This window comes from Amycolatopsis thailandensis (assembly GCF_002234405.1).
GTDB lineage: Bacteria > Actinomycetota > Actinomycetes > Mycobacteriales > Pseudonocardiaceae > Amycolatopsis > Amycolatopsis thailandensis.
The window spans coordinates 26,762-45,960 of the sequence record NZ_NMQT01000100.1; the positions used below are offsets into that span (position 1 = coordinate 26,762).

20 protein-coding genes are annotated in these 19,199 nt (G+C 68.6%); 9 read left to right on the forward strand and 11 right to left on the reverse strand.

Going from position 1 to position 19,199, the window contains the following annotated elements; translation table 11 throughout:
* Positions 1–6 precede the first annotated feature (6 nt).
* Together CFP71_RS27590 and CFP71_RS27595 are read left to right on the forward strand one after the other, a co-directional pair.
* Entirely contained in the window at positions 7–225 is a 219-nt protein-coding gene (locus CFP71_RS27590; protein WP_244199855.1) for a hypothetical protein, read from the forward strand.
* Positions 226–264: 39 nt separating this feature from the next.
* The gene (locus CFP71_RS27595) at positions 265–1,086 is read left to right on the forward strand and encodes an arylamine N-acetyltransferase family protein (RefSeq protein WP_093936862.1); all 822 of its coding nucleotides are present in this window, start codon (positions 265–267) and stop codon (positions 1,084–1,086) included.
* A gap of 4 nt (positions 1,087–1,090) precedes the next feature.
* Here the strand turns inward: CFP71_RS27595 and CFP71_RS27600 are convergent, their stop codons facing one another.
* Together CFP71_RS27600 and CFP71_RS27605 are read right to left on the reverse strand one after the other, a co-directional pair.
* Positions 1,091–1,390, reverse strand: a complete 300-nt coding sequence (locus tag CFP71_RS27600; RefSeq protein ID WP_093936863.1) for a GNAT family N-acetyltransferase — start codon at positions 1,388–1,390, stop codon at positions 1,091–1,093.
* Complete coding sequence (locus CFP71_RS27605; RefSeq protein WP_093936864.1) at positions 1,387–4,164, reverse strand: sensor domain-containing protein; 2,778 nt, start codon at positions 4,162–4,164, stop codon at positions 1,387–1,389. Before CFP71_RS27605 ends, CFP71_RS27600 begins: the two co-directional genes overlap by 4 nt.
* Before the next feature lie 247 nt (positions 4,165–4,411).
* Here CFP71_RS27605 and CFP71_RS27610 point away from each other — a divergent pair, with 247 nt between their 5' ends.
* Positions 4,412–4,939 carry a serine/threonine protein kinase gene (locus CFP71_RS27610; protein WP_093936865.1) on the forward strand — a complete coding sequence of 176 codons (528 nt, stop codon included), beginning with the start codon at positions 4,412–4,414 and terminating at the stop codon, positions 4,937–4,939.
* Here the strand turns inward: CFP71_RS27610 and CFP71_RS27615 are convergent.
* A complete protein-coding gene (locus CFP71_RS27615; RefSeq protein ID WP_093936866.1) occupies positions 4,936–6,285 on the reverse strand; it encodes a nucleobase:cation symporter-2 family protein in 1,350 nt (449 codons plus the stop codon). The genes CFP71_RS27610 and CFP71_RS27615 overlap by 4 nt on opposite strands.
* A gap of 134 nt (positions 6,286–6,419) precedes the next feature.
* Here CFP71_RS27615 and CFP71_RS27620 point away from each other — a divergent pair, with 134 nt between their 5' ends.
* The gene (locus tag CFP71_RS27620) at positions 6,420–7,634 is read left to right on the forward strand and encodes an NAD(P)/FAD-dependent oxidoreductase (protein WP_093936867.1); all 1,215 of its coding nucleotides are present in this window, start codon (positions 6,420–6,422) and stop codon (positions 7,632–7,634) included.
* 33 nt (positions 7,635–7,667) lie between these two features.
* Positions 7,668–8,387: a Clp protease N-terminal domain-containing protein gene (locus CFP71_RS27625; protein ID WP_093936868.1), complete on the forward strand. Its 720-nt coding sequence runs from the start codon at positions 7,668–7,670 to the stop codon at positions 8,385–8,387.
* Positions 8,388–8,501: 114 nt separating this feature from the next.
* Here CFP71_RS27625 and gndA read toward each other — a convergent pair whose 3' ends face one another.
* Together gndA and CFP71_RS27635 are read right to left on the reverse strand one after the other, a co-directional pair.
* A complete protein-coding gene (gndA, locus tag CFP71_RS27630) occupies positions 8,502–9,941 on the reverse strand; it encodes an NADP-dependent phosphogluconate dehydrogenase (protein ID WP_093936869.1) in 1,440 nt (479 codons plus the stop codon).
* Between the two features lie 744 nt (positions 9,942–10,685).
* Positions 10,686–11,594, reverse strand: coding sequence for an MBL fold metallo-hydrolase (locus tag CFP71_RS27635; RefSeq protein WP_093936870.1), 909 nt, complete (start codon positions 11,592–11,594; stop codon positions 10,686–10,688).
* Between the two features lie 220 nt (positions 11,595–11,814).
* Here CFP71_RS27635 and CFP71_RS27640 point away from each other — a divergent pair, with 220 nt between their 5' ends.
* From CFP71_RS27640 to CFP71_RS27650, 3 genes are all read left to right on the forward strand, one after another.
* Positions 11,815–12,672 (forward strand): helix-turn-helix domain-containing protein, encoded by an 858-nt coding sequence (locus CFP71_RS27640; RefSeq protein ID WP_044855139.1) that lies wholly within the window; start codon positions 11,815–11,817, stop codon positions 12,670–12,672.
* A gap of 65 nt (positions 12,673–12,737) precedes the next feature.
* Positions 12,738–13,553, forward strand: a complete 816-nt coding sequence (locus tag CFP71_RS27645) for an SAM-dependent methyltransferase (RefSeq protein ID WP_167406296.1) — start codon at positions 12,738–12,740, stop codon at positions 13,551–13,553.
* A gap of 14 nt (positions 13,554–13,567) precedes the next feature.
* Positions 13,568–14,425, forward strand: coding sequence for an SAM-dependent methyltransferase (locus CFP71_RS27650; protein WP_093936871.1), 858 nt, complete (start codon positions 13,568–13,570; stop codon positions 14,423–14,425).
* Between the two features lie 4 nt (positions 14,426–14,429).
* On the opposite strand, the gene CFP71_RS27655 is transcribed toward CFP71_RS27650, so the two are convergent.
* Together CFP71_RS27655 and CFP71_RS27660 are read right to left on the reverse strand one after the other, a co-directional pair.
* Positions 14,430–14,696: a hypothetical protein gene (locus CFP71_RS27655; RefSeq protein WP_167406297.1), complete on the reverse strand. Its 267-nt coding sequence runs from the start codon at positions 14,694–14,696 to the stop codon at positions 14,430–14,432.
* 5 nt (positions 14,697–14,701) lie between these two features.
* Positions 14,702–14,974 (reverse strand): hypothetical protein, encoded by a 273-nt coding sequence (locus tag CFP71_RS27660; protein WP_093936873.1) that lies wholly within the window; start codon positions 14,972–14,974, stop codon positions 14,702–14,704.
* 350 nt (positions 14,975–15,324) lie between these two features.
* Between CFP71_RS27660 and CFP71_RS27665 the strand changes: the two genes are divergently transcribed.
* Entirely contained in the window at positions 15,325–15,579 is a 255-nt protein-coding gene (locus CFP71_RS27665; RefSeq protein WP_093936874.1) for a DUF397 domain-containing protein, read from the forward strand.
* 59 nt (positions 15,580–15,638) lie between these two features.
* Here CFP71_RS27665 and CFP71_RS27670 read toward each other — a convergent pair whose 3' ends face one another.
* From CFP71_RS27670 to CFP71_RS27685, 4 genes are read right to left on the reverse strand one after another with little or no spacing between them, the layout of a single operon-like run.
* On the reverse strand, positions 15,639–16,187 hold the full coding sequence (locus tag CFP71_RS27670; protein ID WP_093936875.1) for a hypothetical protein: 549 nt from the start codon (positions 16,185–16,187) through the stop codon (positions 15,639–15,641).
* Positions 16,180–17,313: a hypothetical protein gene (locus CFP71_RS27675; protein WP_093936876.1), complete on the reverse strand. Its 1,134-nt coding sequence runs from the start codon at positions 17,311–17,313 to the stop codon at positions 16,180–16,182. The genes CFP71_RS27670 and CFP71_RS27675 overlap by 8 nt, the downstream gene beginning before the upstream one ends.
* An 18-nt stretch (positions 17,314–17,331) precedes the next feature.
* Positions 17,332–17,748 carry a FixH family protein gene (locus CFP71_RS27680; protein ID WP_093936877.1) on the reverse strand — a complete coding sequence of 139 codons (417 nt, stop codon included), beginning with the start codon at positions 17,746–17,748 and terminating at the stop codon, positions 17,332–17,334.
* Positions 17,745–19,193 (reverse strand): hypothetical protein, encoded by a 1,449-nt coding sequence (locus tag CFP71_RS27685; RefSeq protein WP_093936878.1) that lies wholly within the window; start codon positions 19,191–19,193, stop codon positions 17,745–17,747. Before CFP71_RS27685 ends, CFP71_RS27680 begins: the two co-directional genes overlap by 4 nt.
* Positions 19,194–19,199: the final 6 nt, after the last annotated feature.

Below are 19,199 nucleotides of genomic sequence, written 5' to 3' on the forward strand. Positions count from 1 at the left end.
GTCTCGATGGTGTCCACTGAACCGACCGCGGAGGAGGTCGTCGCCGGTCCGGCGGTGACCGGTGACCTCCACGGCGAGATGCGCCGCGCCGCCCGGCCGTTCTCCCGGACGACGCGGGTGCTGGCCGCCCTGGTCGTTCTGGCGGCGGTGTTCGCCCTCGGCGCCTGGACGCATGCCGCGTTCGGCCCCGCGTCTTCCCCCGTGCCCGTCCGGCAGGCCCGGTGATCTTGACCTCCATCTAGGTGGAGGTGTCAGGCTGGGGTCATGACACTCGCACCTGAGCAGGTCGACGAATGGACCGTCGACACCCTCGATCTCGACGCGTATCTCGGCCGCATCGGCCAGGACCGCGCCCAGCCTTCCGCCGCCGCGCTGCGAGAGCTGGCGAAGGCGCACATCCTGGCCGTTCCGTTCGAGAACGTCGACGTGGTTTTGGAACAGCACAAGGGAATCGCGCTCGAAGACGTGATCGGCAAGCTGGTCCGGCGGCATCGCGGCGGCTACTGCTACGAGCACGGAAGCCTGTTCGCCGCGGCCGCCGAACAGCTCGGCTATCCCGTGCGCCGTCTGGTCGCGCGGGTGCAGCCGCAGAAGAACGGCCCGTACACGCATATGACGCTCGCCGTCGAGGCCGACGGCGTCCAGCATCTGGTCGACGTCGGGTTCGGCGCCGGGATGCTGGTGCCGATGCCGCTGGTCGACGGCGCCGTGGTGGACCAGGCGGGCTGGCCGCACCGGCTCGTCGCCGACGGCGACTGGTGGCGCCTGCAGAAACAGGAGGGCGAGGAGTGGACCGACCTGCACGCCTTCAGGCTCACGCCGATGCACCGGATCGACTACGAGGTCTACCACCACTACACGTCGACGCATCCGCGTTCGCCGTTCACCGGCCAGCTGGTGATCATGCGCCTGGAAGAAGGGCTCAGTCGTAAGCTGGTCGGCACCGAGTTCATCGTCGAACGCCCGGACGGGACCAAGGAGACCACCCCGGTCCCGCGCGAGCGGCTCGACGCGACACTGCGCGAACTGGACGTCGTCCTGACCGAGGACGAACTCGCGAAGCTGCTGAAGATCTACCCGGGCTGAGGGCTCAGAGTTCGAACTCGGCGCGCTTGTCCTCGGGGACGAGGTCCTCGTACTCGCGGTGCTTCGCGATGTACGAGCGCACGTACGGGCAGTAGGGCAGGACGGACCTGCCCTGCGACCGGACGTCGTCGAGAGCGGCTTTCACGAGCTTGCCCGCCAGGCCCTGGCCGGCGAAGTCGTCCGAGATCTCGGTGTGCAGGAACAGGATCGCGTCCGGGCGGGTGCGGGTTTCCAGGAGCCCGGCGGGTTTCCCGTCCACGGCGATGTCGTAGCGGTCTTCTCCGGATGTGATCTCGACACTCATTCAACGGCTCCGAAAAGTTCGTCCGGGGGCGCGGGGCGGCCCAAGTGGAAGCCCTGCGCCTGGTCACAGCGCAGCTCACGCAGGACCGCGAGCTGCTCTTCGTCTTCGACGCCTTCGGCGACGACGATCAGGTCGACGGCGTGCGCCATCGCGATGATGCTCTTGACGATCGCGGCCGCGTCGCGCGATTCCGCGATGCCGGTGACGAAGGTGCGGTCGATCTTGAGCGTGTCCAGCGGGAGCCGTTGCAGCTGCGCGAGCGACGAGTAGCCGGTGCCGAAGTCGTCGATCGCCAGCGTGACACCGAGATCGCGCAACGACGTCAGGACTTCGGCGGCCGCGGCCTGGTCGCGCATCAGCGCGCTCTCGGTGACCTCCAGGGTCAGCGCGTGCGGCGGGAGCCCGGTCGTCTTCAGCGCGTCCTGGACTCCCGCCACCAGCTGCGGGTCGTCCAGCTGCCGGGCCGACAGATTGACCTTGAGGTTCAGGTCGATGCCGAGTTGTTCGCGACGGCGGGCGATCTCGCGTGTGGTCGTGCGGAGGACGTACTTGCCGATCAGGTTGATCAGGTCGCTTTCCTCCGCCAGCGGGATGAACTCGGCGGGCGAGATCGTGCCGTGCGCCGGATGTTTCCAGCGCAGCAACGCCTCCACGGCGACCATCTCGCCGGACTCGATGTCCACGACGGGCTGGTACGCGGTCCAGAGCTCCTCGTTCTGCAAGGCGTCGCGCAGGTCCTGCTCCATGCGGAGCCGCCGCTGCATTCGCTCGCGCAGCTCGACGTCGAAGAACTCGTAGCGCGCCCGGCCGAGCGTTTTCGCTTGGTACATGGCTACATCCGCGTCCCGCAGCAGATCTTCGGCGGTCCGGGTGTCGTCGTTGGCCGCGGTGACGATGCCGATGCTGGCGTCGATGTGCAGCTGCCTGCCGTTGACCGTGATCGGTTCGGTCAGCGCCTCACGCAGATGCTCGGCGAGCGCCTTGATCTCGTCCGGTTCGGTGATCTCCGCGGTGACGACGACGAACTCGTCGCCCCCGAGCCTGCCGACGAGATCGCTCTCGCCGATTCCCCGGCGCAGCCGTTCACCCGCGATGCGGAGCACCTTGTCGCCGACGGAATGCCCGAGGGAATCGTTGATCACCTTGAATTTGTCGAGATCGATGAACAGCAAGGTGGTCAGTTCGGCGCGGCCGGCGCCGGACAGCGCCTCGGCCAGGCTGTCCAGGACCAGCGTCCGGTTCGCGAGTTCGGTGAGCGGGTCGTGCGTCGCCTCGTGGGCGAGCCGTTCGCCGATGGCGCGGCGTTCGGTGATGTCGGTGAACGAGGTGACCACCGCCATCGCCGACGGGTCTTCCGGGGTCAGCAGCCGGGAGGTCAGCGAGATCCAGACGTCGCTGCCATCGGGCCGCCGCAACCGCAGCACGAGCCCGGTCTGGGTGACCCTGGTCCGCCTGGTCACCACCGACGGGATGCGGGCGGGTGGAATGCGGCCCTGTTCGTCGTACAGTTCCAGCGTCACGCACGGGACGCCGATGAGATCGTCGTGCTCGATGCCGATGATCCGGCACGCCGCCGGGTTGGCCGATTCGATGAGGCCGCCGGGACCGACCACGACCACGCCTTCGTCGAGGGACGCGACTACCGTGCTGTAGTGCTGTTCGGCCCGCCGCCGGGCGGTTTCGTCGGCGCAGACCAGCACGAAACCGTTGTTCATCTCCGCCGCCGAGATGCGGATGGCCAAGGTCGAGCCGTTGCGATGACGGTGGGTCGTCCGCAGGACACCGCCCCGGCGCAGCACGGTTTCCGGGTCGAGCGCGGCGCCGACGAGGTCGCTCACCGTGCCGCCGATCGCCTCGCCCGCTGTCCAGCCGTAGACGTTCTCCGCGGCGGGGTTCCAGCTGGTCACCATGCCCGTGCCGTTGGTCGCGATGATCGCGTCGCTGACGTGGCTGATCAACGCGGCCTGGTAGCGCAGTGTCGCTTCGGCGGCCTTCTGCGCGCTGATGTCGCGCATGATGACCTGGAACGCGGGCCTGCCCTCCCAGGTAGTCCGCACCGAGATGCTCTGGACCAGGTATTTCGTGCCGTCGAGGCGGAGCATGACGGTGTCGGCGGGATCGGTCGACGCGCCGAGGCGGTGCAGCGACGCGATCCTGTCCAGCAGGGCCGGGAGCGATTCGTCGGCGACGAAGTCCATGATCGGCCGCCCGATCAGTTCGGCGGTCGAGGACGCTCCGAGCGCGGCGACGGCCGCCCGGTTCACGTACGTCACGACGCCGGCTTCGTGGACGCAGACCGCGTCGGGGCTCAGCTCGACCAGAAGCCGGTAACGGTCAGTGAGATCTTCGAGGGCTTGCCGGTTCTCGCGGACGTCGGTCACGTCGGTGGCGATCCCGAGCAGACCCGACGAGCCGTTGTCGTCACCGATGGTGCGGGCGCGCAGCCGGACCCAGCGGATCTCGCCCGCCGGGTTCCGGAACGACTGCTCGAGTTCGAACTCGCGCCAGGGCGGGGAAGTGCGGGTGCCGGAGGTCAGCGGCGCCACCAGATCGGCGAGCCGGGACTCGATGTCGGTTTCGGGGAGGGCGGCTCCGCCCAGCAGGTTCTCCAGCCCGGGCAGCCAGGACAGCCGCTCGGTATCGAAGTCGTACGACCAGATGGCGGCATGGTCGCCCGCGAGGCCGAGATCGCCGACCGGCTCGTTTCCGAGCGGTTTGCCTGTCGGACGACCGGAATTTCCGGCTCCCGGCACGGCGAGGGCGTCAGCCTCCATGATCCGTCCGTACCCCCCTCTACCGGTGCTGGCACCGTCGATTACACCACCCGCGAAGGGCGCTGTATACGCGAACCGAAGGCGGGCCACCGCTGATATGCGCGAAAGCATATGAATACACGCTGTGTGACCGACATGCGCTAACGTGTTCCATCGAGTGAATAATTTTTGGTTAACTTCACCCATTCGGCGGTGAGTTGCGGTAAAACTACTGTTCGCTCGTTCCCGGTGTGAAAGGTCCCAGCTGGTGGATGACGACGACGTTTCGGTCGCCGACCTGCTCATTCGCGAGGGCTGGGACGACCACGAGGAGTCACGGGCAAAGTCACGCTGGAGAGTTATCGCGGTGGTGATCGCCGTGGTCGTCGCCTGCGGTGCGGCCGGTGTTCTCGTCGGATTCGATTCGGCCCCCGAGCAGAACGCGCAGCCGAATCAGATCAGCGTCATCGAGATGCCGAAGCGTCCCTCGGAGAACAGGGGAGCCGGCGCGACGTCGGCGGTTCCGTCCACCGAGACGGTCGAAACCGGCGAAGGCGGGACTCCGACGCAGTCCAGCAAGACGACGTCGTCGAGCCGTCGCACGTCGAGTTCGGCCGCGTCGACGTCCGACACCCCGGACACCCCCACGACTCCGACCTCGTCGCGCGAACCCGCCGACCCGCCGAAGCCGACAGGATCGACGGTCCCTTCTCAGCCGCCCCACCAGACCCCGCCGCCGCCCTCCACGACGCCGACCGAAGAGTGCAACCTGTGGCCGAAATGGCTCTGGTGCTAGGGCGCCCGCAGTAGGTCCGGCTCCCGGCGTTCGCCGAGGTGGTTGAACAGCAGGTTGAGGGTGAAGGCGACGATCGCGGCGACCGTGATCGGGCTGCCGCAGATGGTCTGCAACCACGCCGGGAAATGCTGGAAGAAGATCGAGTTCCCGAACTGGTTCGTGGAGAACGCCGGCAGCAGACCGACGCCGAACGACACCGCGACGATAAAGGTGTTGTGGTTGCCGGAGAACTCCACCTTCTTGAGGTTCTGCACGCCGACCGCGGCGACCATCGCGAACATGACCACCGCGACGGCGCCGATCACCGGCTCCGGCACGGCCGCGACGAAGGCGCCGACCTTCGGCACCAGGCCCATCAGCACGAGCAGGCCGCCCGCCATCGCGACCACCCAGCGGCTGCGCACCCCGGTCATCTGCACGAGACCGACGTTCTGCGCGAAAGCCGTGTCCGGGAACGAGTTCATCGCGCCGCCGAGGATGGCCGAGAGACCGTCGGTGGCGAGGCCGCGCGCGAGGTCGGAATCGGTCGCCGGGCGTCCGGTGATCTCGCCGACCGCGACCAGGTCCGCGGTGGATTCGGTGTAGGTCACCAGCATCACGACGCACATCGAGAGCACGGCCGCGATCGGGAAGGTCGGCGGGCCGAAGTGGAACGGCGACGCGAGGCCGAACCAGGCGGCGTCGGCGACGCCGTCGAAGCTCACCAGGCCCATCGGGACGGCGGCGGCCAGGCCGATCACCAGCGCCAGCAGCGGGCCGATCTGGTTCGCGAACCCGCGCAGCACCCGCGTGAACAGGACGATCACCGCGATCACGCCGAACGCGAGCCCGATGTTGGCGGGCCTCGCGTAGTCCGGCGACGTGGTGTCGTGGCCGGCGATCAGGCCGACGCCGGGCCCGATGAGCGAGATGCCGATGACGACGAGCAGCGTGCCCGAGACCAGCGGCGGGAAGAACCGGATCATCTTCGCGAACGGCTTCGCGATGAGCAGGCCGAACACCCCCGACGCGATCATCGCGCCGTAGACGGCCTGCATGCCGTACTGGGACGCGATCATGATCATCGGGTTGACCACGGTGAACGTCGCGCCGGCCACCACCGGCAGCCGGATGCCGAAAAGCCGTCCGATCCCGATCGCCTGAATGAGGGTCGCGATGCCCGCGACCAGCAGATCCGCGTTGACCAGCAACGCGATCGTCGCCGCGTCGAGCTTCAGTGCGCTGCCCACGACGAGCGGGACGGCCACCGAACCCGCGTACATGATCGTCATGTGCTGGAGGCCGAGCAAGGTCAGCTTCGGCAGCGGCGGGCGGGCGTCGACCGGGTGGACCTCAGGCCTGCTCATGCGACCCTCCTCACGTGCGGGAACACCAGTGGACTCGTCGCGCATGACCGTAGCGCTTCCTCCGTGTGCGGATCACGTGTCGAAACGGCCGGAGCTGTGTTGAATGGACAGCGGGCACAACGGAAGGAGCGCCGATGGAGACCGTCCTCGTCGTAGGGGCCGGGCAGAGCGGGTTCGGAGTGGCGACCTCGCTGCGGGACAAGGGGTTCGACGGGCGGGTGGTGCTCATCGGCGACGAACCCGGGCTGCCGTATCAACGTCCTCCGCTGTCGAAGGGCTATCTCGCCGGGACGGCGGGTGACGCTCAGTTGCGCTTGCGGCCCGAGGACTTCTTCGCGGAGAAGAGCATCGAGCTGATCCCGGGCCGCGTCGCGTCGGTGGATCGCGACGGCGCGAAGGTGGTGCTCGAAGACGGGAGTGCCCACGAGTACGACCATCTCGTCCTGGCGACGGGCGCGGTCAACCGAGTGCTGCCGGTGCCTGGATCCACTTTGGACGGTGTGTTCACCTTGCGCACCAAGGACGAAGCCGACGTCTTGCGCGCCGCTCTGGAAAGCGCGGAGAACGTGGTCGTGGTCGGAGGCGGGTTCATCGGGCTGGAGTTCGCCGCGCACGCCGGACGGCCCGTGACGATCGTCGAGGCGCAGGACAGGCTGATGGCCCGCGTCGCGACTCCGGAGGTCTCCGCGTGCTTCGCGGCTCTGCACGAGGGAGCCGGGCACACGATCCTGCTCGGCAAGGGCGTCTCCGCGTTGCGCGGCGAGGGCCGGGTGACCGAGGTGGAACTGAGCGACGGCAGTCTGCTGCCCGCCGACTTGGTGCTGGTCGGGGTCGGAGTGGAGCCGCGGACGCTGCTCGCCGAAGAGGCCGGGCTCGCCGTGGCGAACGGTGTCGTCGTCGACGAACACCTGCGCACGAGCGACCCGAAGATCTCGGCGGTCGGGGACTGCGCGAACTTCCCGTGCGTCCAGGCGGGGACGGCGACGCGGCTGGAGTCGGTGCAGAACGCCGTCGACCAGGCGCGGGCGGCGGCCGCCGTCATCACCGGCGAACCCGCGCCCTACGAAAGCCTGCCGTGGTTCTGGACCGACCAGCTCGGCGCGAAACTCCAGATCGCCGGGATCCTGACCGGGGCGGAGAAGACCGTCGTGACCGGGGACCGAGAAGGCGGGAAGTTCTCGGTGCTGTCGTTCCGGGACGGCGTGCTGGCCGGGGTCGAGTCGGTGAACCGGCCGCCGGACCACATCGCCGCGCGGCGGCTGTTCGCCGCGGATCCGGCGCCGCGGTTCGAGACGCTGGAGGCCAACGGCTTCGATCTCAAGGCGACCTTCGCGTCAACCCGAGGTTGACGATTAAGGTTGCGTCAACCTAGAGTTGACGGCATGACGAATCCAGTCCGGCTCGACGACCTCATCTCCCACATCAAGCAACAGCATCCCGACGGGGACGTGCTCGGCCAGCTTTCCGACGCGGTCTTCCTCGGCGAGCACCTCGGCGAAGTGGCCGACCACCTGATCGGCCACTTCGTCGACCAGGCGCGGCGCTCCGGCGCCTCCTGGACCGAGATCGGCAAGAACATGGGGGTGTCCAAACAGGCCGCCCAGAAGCGCTTCGTCGAATCGAGCGGCTCTTCACTCGAAGACCTGGTGAAGGTGTTCAGCCGCTACACCGACCGCGCGCGGCACGTCGTCGTCGCTTCGCGGGACGCGGCTGTCACGGCGAAGAGTCCGCAGATCGAGCCCGTACACCTGGTCCTCGGCCTGCTCGCCGAACCCGCCGCTCTCGCCGCCGGGGCGATCTTGGCGCAGAAGGTGACCCTCGAAGCCGTCCGGGAGGCCGCGGAGGCGGCGCTACCGGATCCCGCCGCCGAACCGGCGGAGGCGGCGAAGATGGCTTTCGGGGCGCAGGCCAAGAAGGCGCTTGAGCTCACCATGCGGGAGTCTCTGCGGCTCGGGCACAACTACATCGGCACCGAGCACATCCTGCTGGCCCTGTTCGAACTCGGCGACGGCCTGCTGACCGGGCTCGGGCTCACGAAGGAAGCGACCGAGGCCGCGATCCTGCGGGCGTTGGCGGAGATCGTCGCGGCACGCGGGGAATGACGCGGGTCGCGCTCACCGTCCTGGTCTTGGTCGCCCTCGTCCTGCTGGCCGCCTGTACATGAAGGCCCCCTTACTTGCGCCTAGGTACATAAAGGGGGCCTTCATGTACCTGTGTCAGGCGGAGGACTCGGGACGGCCGTCGGCGGCCCAAGCGGTGTGGAACGAACCTTCCCGATCGACCCGGCGGTACGTGTGGGCACCGAAGTAGTCCCGCTGCCCCTGCACCAACGCGGCGGGGAGCCGCTCCGCGCGCAGGCCGTCGTAGTAGGCCAGCGCGGTCGAGAAGCCCGGGGTCGGGATGCCGAGCCGCACCGCCGTGGAGATCACCGAACGCCAGGAGTCCTGGGCGTCCTCGACGGCCTTGCGGAAGCCTCCGGAGGTCAGGAGCGTCGGCAGCGCGGGCTCGTCGGCGTACGCGGCGGTGATGTCGTTCAGGAACTTCGCGCGGATGATGCAGCCGCCGCGCCAGATGGACGCGACCTTGCCGAGGTCGATGTCCCAGCCGTATTCGGCGCCGCCGGCCTGGATCTGGTTGAAGCCCTGGGCGTACGCCACCACCTTCGACGCGTACAGCGCCTGCTCCACGTCGTCTGCGAAGGTGTGCAAAGCGGACCCTGTCAGCGGAGCGCGCGAAGGACCGCCGAGACCGCGGGAGGCCTCGCGCAGGTTCGACGAACCGGACAGTGAGCGCGCGAAGACGGCTTCGGCGATTCCGCTGATCGGCACGCCCAGGTCCAGTCCGATTTGGACGGTCCAGCGGCCGGTGCCCTTCTGCTCCGCCTGGTCGGCCACGACGTCGACGAACGGTTTGCCGGAAGCGGCGTCGGTGTGGGCCAGCACCTGCGAGGTGATCTCGATCAGGTACGAGTCCAGCCGTCCGGAGTTCCACGTCTGGAAGACCTGGGCGATCTCGGCGGGGGAGTAGCCGCCCGCGCCGCGCAGCAGGTCGAACGACTCGGCGATCAGCTGCATGTCGGCGTACTCGATGCCGTTGTGCACCATCTTCACGAAATGCCCGGCGCCGTCCGCGCCCACGTGCGTGCAGCACGGTTCGCCGTCGACCTTCGCCGAGATGTCCTCGAACAGCGGCCCGAGCGACTGGTACGACTCCTTGGAGCCGCCCGGCATGATGCTCGGCCCGTGCAGCGCGCCCTCCTCACCGCCGGACACACCGGTGCCGACGAAGTGGATGCCCTTCTCGCGCAGCGCGGCCTCGCGGCGCCGGGTGTCCGCGAAGTGCGCGTTGCCCGCGTCGACGATCACGTCGCCCTTCTCGAGGAGCGGGACGAACTCGTCGATCACGGCGTCCGTGGGCGCGCCGGCCTTGACCATGATCACGACCTGACGCGGCCGCTCCAGCGCGTCGACGAACGCCTGCGCCGAATACGCCGGGATGAAGTCGCCTTCGTCGCCGAACTGCTCGACCAGTTCCTTCGTCCGCTGCTCGGAGCGGTTGTGCAGGGCCACCGTGTGCCCGTGCCTCGCCAGGTTCCTGGCCAGGTTGCGGCCCATGACCGCCAGGCCGGTGACCCCGATGCTCGCCTTCTTGCTCATCCGCACCCTTCCGCTTCGATTCCCGTGCCGAGCCTATCCCCGTTGAGGGATACGGCGCCGGGGCGAGAAGGGATCAACCCCGAGTTGTCCACAACCTGCTCTGCCTGTGGACAACTCGGCTCGACCACCCTTGCCTGCCGGGGGGTGCCGATACGCTGGGTGCGGGGCCGTCCCCCAGGGACGGGTGGGGGGCTGGGTTCGGGGGTGCGGGCTTTTCGGGAGGTTGTGAAAGCCACTTTCGCAACCTTCAACGTCAGGGTCTCGGCAACGTCGTGTAAGCGGGTCGTGTGGCGTTTCGGGTTCTATTGAGGGCCAAGGCAAATGTGGCGTGTCCGCGGAACGCGGTCAGTGACTCAGCGTGGCACCGGAACTCGGGCGCCGACTGTGTGGATTTTGGTGCGTTGGACGCTCAGAAATCCACACAGTCCCGCGGCCAGGTGGCCCGAGAATCTCCAGGGTGTGTGGAAATAGGGACATTCAACGTCCCTATTTCCACACACCCCTCACTCTGAGTGACAGCTCACGCTCTCGCCGACCACAACGACCCGACACCGTTGCCTCGCCCCTCAATAGCCCGAGACGCCACTAACGACCACCTGGACCGCGCTGTGCGCGGGTGGTGTCGGGATCGCGCCGGTCCGGCGGCCCCGGGGCATTCAGCGGACTCAGTGCGCGACACGCCGGCCCAGGAGAGGGCTCAGGAGCGGCCCAAGGAGGCGAGCCGCGGCGGGGTGAGCGCAGCCGTCAGGAGAAGCAGCGGATCGGCGCGCCGTTGAAGGTGACCATGTCCGCCATCGCGGCCCCCAGATCGATCGGCGCGCCCCACTCCAGGCCGTCCAGTTCGGCGTAGGCCCGATGCAGGTTCGCGGGCAGGCGTTCCTGTTCGGACAGTCCCTCGTAAGGCCCGAGATCCGCTTCGCGCGCGGCCTGCAGAGGCGTCAGACCGGCGGCCTTCCCCCGTGACGCGAGCTTTTGCAGAAAGCCCAGATACCCGTCGACGACGTCGATCGCCTCGGGCCCGCACACCGGTCCATGGCCCGGCACGATCGTCTCCGGCTCCAGCTCGCGCACCAGGTCCAAGGCCTTGCGCCAGCCAGCGGGCGAGCCCATCAGCGCGAACGGGCTGCCACCGTTGAAGATCAGGTCGCCGACGAACAGCACCCGCCGCTGGGGCAGCCAGACCAGCACGTCGTTGGTGGTGTGCGCGGCGTGCCCGGGATGGATCAGCTCCAGCCGCACGTCACCGGCGTGCACGGTCAGCCGGTCGTCGAACAGCACCTCAGGCGGCCGCAGCTCCAGATGCCCCCAGTCGCTTCCCGTGAACGAGTTCTCGTAGGTGTTGATCCCGGTCGCGACCATCACCTCGCGCGTCTTCCGGTGCCCGATGATCGTCGCGCCCTCCGCCAGGTAGTTGCCGTTCGTGTGGTCGCCGTGGTGATGCGTGTTGACCACGGTCGTCACCGGCGCCCCACCGGTCGCCGCCGCCGTCTCCAGCAGGGCACGCGTACGCCGTTCGGTGGAACAGGTGTCGATGACCACGGTGTGATCACCCGCGGCGACGAAACCGCAGTTGTTGATCCACCAGGAGCCGTCGGGTTGCACGTACCCGAAGACATCGTCGGAGACCCGCCGGGCGAAGGGGGATTGGTCCACCCGGTCACTATGCCCGGTGAACGTGCCCGAAATGTGACGAGATCGTTCCGCCACCAGGGTGACGTACCAGGTGACTGGTGTTTTCGGCCGTTTCCTGGAACGCTGCGCAATGTCATCATCGAACCCCGCAAGGTGAAGTACCCTGGGTGGGTTCGAGTATTCGCGCGCAGGACGGCGGGAAGCCGCGGTCCTGGCTATGTGGTCCGGGAGAGCAAGGCTGATGGCCAGCACCGTCACCTCGCGCCGGAAGCAGCTCGGGAACGAGCTCCGGCATGCCCGCAACGCCGCGCGGATGACACAGCAGCAGGTCGCCGAGGTTCTCGGTTGCACCCAGGGCAAGGTCAACAAGATCGAGTCCGGTGCCGTCGGGGTCAAACTCGGGGATGTGCGATCGATGCTGAACGCGTTCGGGATCAACGGCGACGAGGCCGACACGCTGATGAACCTGGCCCGCGCCGCGGCCGGGCAGCGCGGCCACTGGTCCGGCTACCGATCCGTGGTACCGCACTGGTTCCGCACCTTCACCGACCTCGAACCCGCGGCCGCGGAGATCCTCACCTGGCACGGCGAGCGCATCCCCGGCCCGTTGCAGTCCGAGCACTACATGCTCAAGCAGTTCACCGAAGCCGGCGCCACCGACGTCACCTCGCTGGTCCGCAACCGGCTGGACCGCAAAGCCGTCTTCGAGCAACAGCAGCCGCCCTACTACCGGTTCATCATCAGCGAAGGCGCCCTGCGCCGCGCTCCCGGCGGTTCCGCCCCGGCGGTGATGCTGGACCAGGTCGAACATCTGCTGGCGCTGGAAAAGCATCCGCGCGTGTACGTGCACGTGCTGCCGTTCGGCGCGCGCCTCGCCGCGGTGCCCAACGACTTCACCATCATGCGTTTTCCCGACCGCACCAGGGATTTCGTCTACATCGAGCATTCCGCGGGCGGGTTGTACCTCGACGACGTCAAGGACTTCAACATTTTCGTCGACTCCTGGGACAGGCTGCGCGGCGCCGCGCTCGAACGTCAGGAGACCCGCCAGTTCCTCAAGGAACTCGCCGAGCTGTACCGCAATCAGATGCAATCCTGAGAGCTCGCCGTCTCCCTTCGGTAGGGTTGTGCGCACAGGCGCGGTCGAGTGGACAGGGGCTGGACGTGGACCCGCAGTTCCTACCCGAAGGCGTGGATCTCGAACGTCCCAACGCCGCCAGGATCTACGACTGGGCCCTCGGGGGAACCGCGAACTGGGCGGTGGACAGGGAATTCGGCGAGCAACTGGTCAAGTCCTTCCCGCTCATCCGCTCCCTCGCCAGAGCCAACCGGGCCTTCCTCGGCCGCGCGGTGCGGCACTGCGCCGAACACGGCGTGAACCAGTTCCTCGACCTCGGCTCCGGCGTGCCGACCGTCGGCAACGTCCATGAGATCGCCGGAGAGGCCGACGAAGACAGCCGCTGCGTGTACGTCGACAACGAACCGGTCGCCGTCGCGCACGCCAAGATCCTGCTGGAGAAAAGCGGGGACCCCACCCGGCACGCGGTGATCGGCGGCGACCTGCGCGACGCCGACGACGTCTGGGAACGCGCCCTCGACACCGGCGTGCTCGACCCGGCCGAACCGGTGGCCCTGCTCACCGTCGCGGTCCTGCATTTCGTGCCGGGCCCCGAACTCGCCGCCGTCATCGCGAGGTACCGAAGACTTCTGCCCCCGGGCTCCTTCTACGTCCTTTCCCACGTCACGACGTCCGACGTGGAAGGCGACGAGCTCGAACAGATCAAACGCGTCGTGAAGCAGTACGAACAGTCCAGCACCCCCGCGTCCTTCCGCGACAAGGAAGAGATCCGGGGTTTCTTCGGGGATTTCGACCTCGCGGCGCCCGGTCTGGTCCCGGTCGGCGCCTGGCGGCTGGACGACCCCCGATCGCCTGCGCTTAACTGCACCATCGGCGGGGTCGCCCGCAAACCCGGTACCTGACGAGGTGTGACGGCATGACGACGCAGCAGGATCCCAGAGACCCTGAAGCCCCCGAAGGTGTCGACCTCGAACGGCCCAACGTGGCAAGGGTGTACGACTGGTTCCTCGGCGGCTCCGCCAACTGGGCCGTCGACCGCGAGTTCGGCACGCAGGTACTCAAGCAGTTCCCCGAGGTCAAGACGTTCGCCAGGGTCGGGCGCGACTTCCTCGGCCGCGGCGTGGGATACCTGGCCCGCCAAGGGGTCACCCAGTTCCTCGACATCGGCTCCGGCGTGCCCACCGTCGGCAACGTCCACCAGATCGCCAGTGCGATCAACCCGGACAGCCGCGTCGTCTACGTCGACATCGAACCGGTCGCCGTCGCGCACTCCCAGCTGCTGCTGGAACGGGAGGGCCTGCTCGGGCGGCACGCGGTCCTGCAAGGCGACGTGCGGGATCCCGCCGACATCTGGAAGCGCGCCCTGGAGACCGGGGTGCTCGACCCCCGGCAGCCGATCGGGCTGGTCCTGGTCGGCCTGCTGTACTTCCTCGGCCCGGACGAACCCGTCCACGAGATGGTCCAGCGCTACATCGACCTGCTGCCGCCGGGTTCGTACTTCCTGTCCTCGCATCTGACCGAGGACGGCGTCACCCGCAAGGAAGGCGACAACCGGGAGAACGTCCAGGAGCTCTACAAGAAGACCAGCGCGCCGTTCCACCTGCGGTCCCGCGCGGAGTTCACCGCGTTCTTCGACGGCCTGGAGCTGGTGGAGCCGGGTATCGACTGGATGGCCACCTGGCACCTCGACGAAGCGGCTTCCCGGGCGAGCGACCGGTTCGCGGACGATCCGACCTTCACCGGTGGGCTCGGCGGCCTGGGCCGCAAGCCCTGATCCCTCAGACCCGGCCGGTCAGATGCCCGATCAAGGGCGTCAGCTCGAAATGACCTTCGAGCGGCCGGCCGGTCCTGATCAGGTCCCGGTGCGTGCCGCGCTGGACGGGGAAGTCGACTTCGGAGTTCCACGGCGGCTGCTTGCGCAGCGGGGCCTGGATGAGGCTGAACCCGAACCGCCGGCGCAGTTCGAGCCCGATGTTGCGGCGCTTCGCCGAAGCCAGGCGTTCGTCCTCACGGCGGAACAACAGCGTGGTGAGGCGGACGGCCATGACGGTCACACTCCCCGGCTCGGGCGCGGCAACCGCGTCTGGTCGAACGAACCGGCCAGGCCGAGACAACGCTCACACGGCATCCCCGACCCGACGGGGATCCATTCCAGGTGGTCGTAAGGCATCGCCGCGCCGCAACGGGTGTGCAGGAACTCGGGGTGCGAACCCCCGGAGTGCAGGTCGAAAAGGTGCGCGGACCGGCGGCTTTCGCCCGCCGTCCCGGCCATGAGCCTGCCGACGGCGAGTACCGTCGCAGGCATCGTGTCCTGAATGATCACGCTGATCCTCCCCCACGAGGTCGGCGGTGGGTGGTCGTGCGCCCCGGGGTCGCGTCCAGGCCGGTCACCTGCCGTCGATGACCTGCTGGAACGGATGAACTCCCTGGTGAGCGCCCCCCGGTGGCAGCTGTCGCCGAGGTTTTCGCATACTGCGGGCGAATCACCAACAACCGAGCCCCGGCCGCTGCGATTAATCCTACTCCTGGAATAATCTTCATGTCGAGAGTGGGCGGAGTTGATCACCCACTTGGCCGTGCGGGATAGTCCCGTTGAGGCAAGGAGAAGCTGGGGCCGTGACGGTTCGCGCAGGTCGCCACCGCATCCCCGACCGACGTTCGGAGGTACGACCAATGGCCGATTATCCATCGGCGGCGGATTACGATCCGACCACGGCCGTGTCGCTGTTCGACGACTCCGCGTGGGAGAAGTCCTTCGCGAGCGAGCCCAACGGTGGCAACTGTGTCGAGGTCAACCTCGGCAGGGAAGGCCTGGTCGGGGTGCGTGACACCAAACTGGCGAAGAGTCCCGTCTTCGTCTTCGATTCCGGTGAGTGGAACGCCTTCCTCGAGGCGGTCAAGGCCGGGCAGTTCGATTTGAGCCCATGACGAGAGACTCGCGTGCCCCCGCGCGGCACGCGAGTCATCCGATCTTCGGTCACTTCGAGTCACACCGTCGCCGGGAGCCCGTTCCCGCGCAGCCTGGATCTGGTCCTGCGCCAGGCGACGGTGATCAGGACGGCCAGGACGATCAGCGGGATCAGGCTGATCGACCAGCTCACCGCCATCGGCGGTCCCGGCTGTTCGAGCACCGTGAGGTCGCGGAGTTCCCCCGTGCCCTTGCCCGCGGGCCCCTCGATCTCGAACCGGAACGTCCACGCCCCCTGCGTCTGCAGGGCCCGGATGTCGAGTCCCCACACCTCCAGTTTCCGCGGATGCTTCGCCAGCGGCTGCGGGCGGCCCAGCCGCCCGGTCTCCGGGTTGAGGAACGCGAGCGTCCCCGACTTCCCGGCGATCCCGTCGTCCGGGATGAACGTGAAGTCCAGCGATTGCATGGCGCGCAACGGCCACGTGCTGAACCCGACCGTCATCCCGTACGGGCCGACCTGCACCCGTTCGGTGTGGACGATGTTCACCGGTTCGTAGGCGTTCGCCGCGGGCGTGGTCGCGAACAGCAACCCGATCGCCGCCGCCAGGGCCAGCAGTGTCTTACGCATGCGCGTCGTCCCCCTTCGCCGGGGCCAGCAGCCTCAGCATCCCGCCGAACCGCCACCCGGCGAACCCGCCGAGCAGCCCGAACACCGCGCCGACGGCGGCCGTCGCGAACACCGCCGCCCAATCCACGTGCGCGGCCCCGTACACGAGCACGTTCTGGATCGGCATGCTCGCGCCGATCAGGAATCCGCCGATCCCGCCCGCCAGCAGCGAAACCCGCCCGGCGGGGAGGCCACGCCGCGAGAGCGGGTAGACCGCTTCGAGCACGGCCGCGATCGGCAGCAACGCCATCGGCATCATCGCGGGCATCGCGGGCACGCCGTCGATGTAGTCCCGCATCGGCAGGCCGACGGCGCTCGCGTACGCCTCCGCCGCCCACGGCGAGAACCACCAGGTGATCGCCTGGATGACCGCCAGCGACGCGGCGACCCGGACCGCGCCGCCCGGCCGCCCCCAGAACCCGGCGCCCGCCGAAACCAGCAGCACCGAAAGCAGTGCGATACCCACCGAGATGACGTCGACCAGGTCGACGTCGATCTGCTGGAGCCCCAGCACGGTGACCGTGCTGAACGCGATCAGCACGCCGAGGGTGCCGACCACGCCGAGCGTGCCCCAGCGGTGCTCCCGCGCGGCCGCGAACACCATGACCGTGCCGATGATGCTCAGCGTGATCGACAGCAGCAGCCCGATGTGCGGCGGCGAGTCGATGACCGCGTCGAAGCCGTACAGGCCGTGCCACCACTGGTCCCACAGGCCGTACAGCAGGAACATCGCCGCGCCGGTCCCGGTCACCAGGTAGCCGGCCGGTGCGGCGAAGAGCCTGCCGAAGACGTTGATCGCGCGGCCGCCGACGCGCGCGTCGACCGGACGGCCCGCCCGGCGCGCGGCCGTGGTCATCAGCACGACCACGAGGCTCGCGAGCCCCGAGATCGCGCTGCCCGAATACAGGAACAGATGCGGCAGCGTGAAGAACGTGTCCGGGCCGACGTCGCCGTGCCACTGGATGTCCCAGGTCAGCCCGATCAGCGAGATCACCGACCCGGCCAGCACCGTACCCGCCGGCACGAGCCCGGTGCGTTCGCTTCGTGCCACCGAGGCGACCCGCGCCCCTCCCGCGGTGAGATCCATACCCCCGACCTCCCTCTCCTACTTGACCAGCAAAGGAAAAACGTGCTGCGTGGCGCCGGACGGCCCGCGCAGTGAAACGGTGATCTCCCATTGCCCCGACATCGGCAGCAGGACGTCGCCGGTGCGGAACCGGCCCGGTGCCTGGGCGATCGCGGGCGACGGGGCGAGCGCGTGCCCCATCTGCGGCATCACCGGCTCGACGGTGACGACGTCCGGCGTGGCCCCGGTGACGGTGAGCGCGAAGACATTGCCGCCCTGGCGCGGATCCTCGACCGACAGCTGCACGGTGTACGGGCCCTGGGTCGAGCGCTGCACCTGTTCCCCGCCGCCGCTCGGCCACACCAGCCAGGCCACGATCGCCGCCGCGAGCACGGCGACCACGGAGATGAGCAGGACGGGCTTACGTCTGTCCACTGTAGACGTCTCGGTGGTCATTGCGGCGCCCCTTCCGGCGGGACTTCGAGCTGCATGGGCACGGTCAGCACCGTGTAGTCGCGTTCGGCCTGCAACCAGATCCGGTACTTGCCCGGCGCGGCGAAGGTGTAGGTGAACGGGACGTCGGGGCCGTACGCGGCGACGGTCTCATCGGGCTTTCCCGGCATACCGGGTGATTGCGGGATCATCGAGTGCACATGGGCCCAGGTCGGCGCGGCAGCGGCATCCGCGCCGACCCGGTCGTCGCCGGTTATCGGGCCGACGACGATCAGGTGGCCGAGCATGCCAAGCCAGGGTTGGAGATCCGCTTTGCCGAACCGCGCGGTGATCGTGGTCGGCGTCCCCGGCTCGACCTCGACGTCGACCGGGTTCCCGTTCACGACCTTCCGGCCGGCGCCGGTCGGCACCGGTTCGGCGGTGGAGCCGGTGCCCGCCACGACCCCCATCGTGGCGCGGACCAGCTGCACCCCACCGCCTCGCCGGGCGACCTCCGCGGCGACCGCGTAGGTCCCGGCCTCGGGTGGCGTGAACTTCACCCGGTAGTCGCCGGGCGCGACGCGCACCGGATGCAGATGCCAGAGCCTGCCGGTCGGCGAGATGACGACGAGATGCACCAAGGCGTTGTCGTGCACCAAAAGATCGTCGACGGGGCGGCCGGTGGCGCCGTCCGCGAAGGCGAGCCGGACCTCGGTGAGGCCACCCGAGCGCGCGTTCGGCGCGTTCACGGCCAGGTTCACCGGCGGCCTGGAGAAGTCCACAGTGGACATCTGAGCGTTCGCGTACGGGTCCTGGACGTTGTCGATCGTCGGGTCCAGCGCCGCACCCGGCGCGGGTGGTGCCGGTGTCGACGCCGAAAGCATCGCGCCGGTGACCGCGACAGCGAGCGCGGCGACCATCCCGCCGGCGGGGATCAGCGCGAGCTGCGGCCGCCGGACGCGCATCGCGACCACGAGCCCGATCACCAGGAACACGCCCGCGGCGACGAAACCGCCGAAGGTGGCCTTCTCCCAGGGAGGAATGACCCTGGCCGGAACGAGGAACGGGATCGACGCGGTGTCCGTCCCATCGTCGAGGCCGAGCTCCCACGGACCGGGCTGGTCGACCCGCAGCAGCGCCGGATGGGCGCCGGGCTTCCCGTCCAGCTGAACGGTGGTCTCGGAAAACGTCGTCCCGGCCGTCGAAGCGCGCAGTTTCAGCGTTCCCGGCACGCTTCCGGCGTGCGTGACGACGTCGACGTGCAGCGGGCCGGGCGCGATGTCCATCCGCCGCAGCACGATCGTGAGATCCCGGGTGCCGAGCGTCTGCGCGACCTGGACGTCCGCGCCGCTCGACACGCCGTCCGCCCGGGCCGTGCCGCCCAGCAGCAAAGACGCCAGCGCGCAGAGCACGAGTACGCGGGCGATGACCAACGGCGCCGCGCGCCGCCCCCTCGGTGAATTCCCCATCGTGGC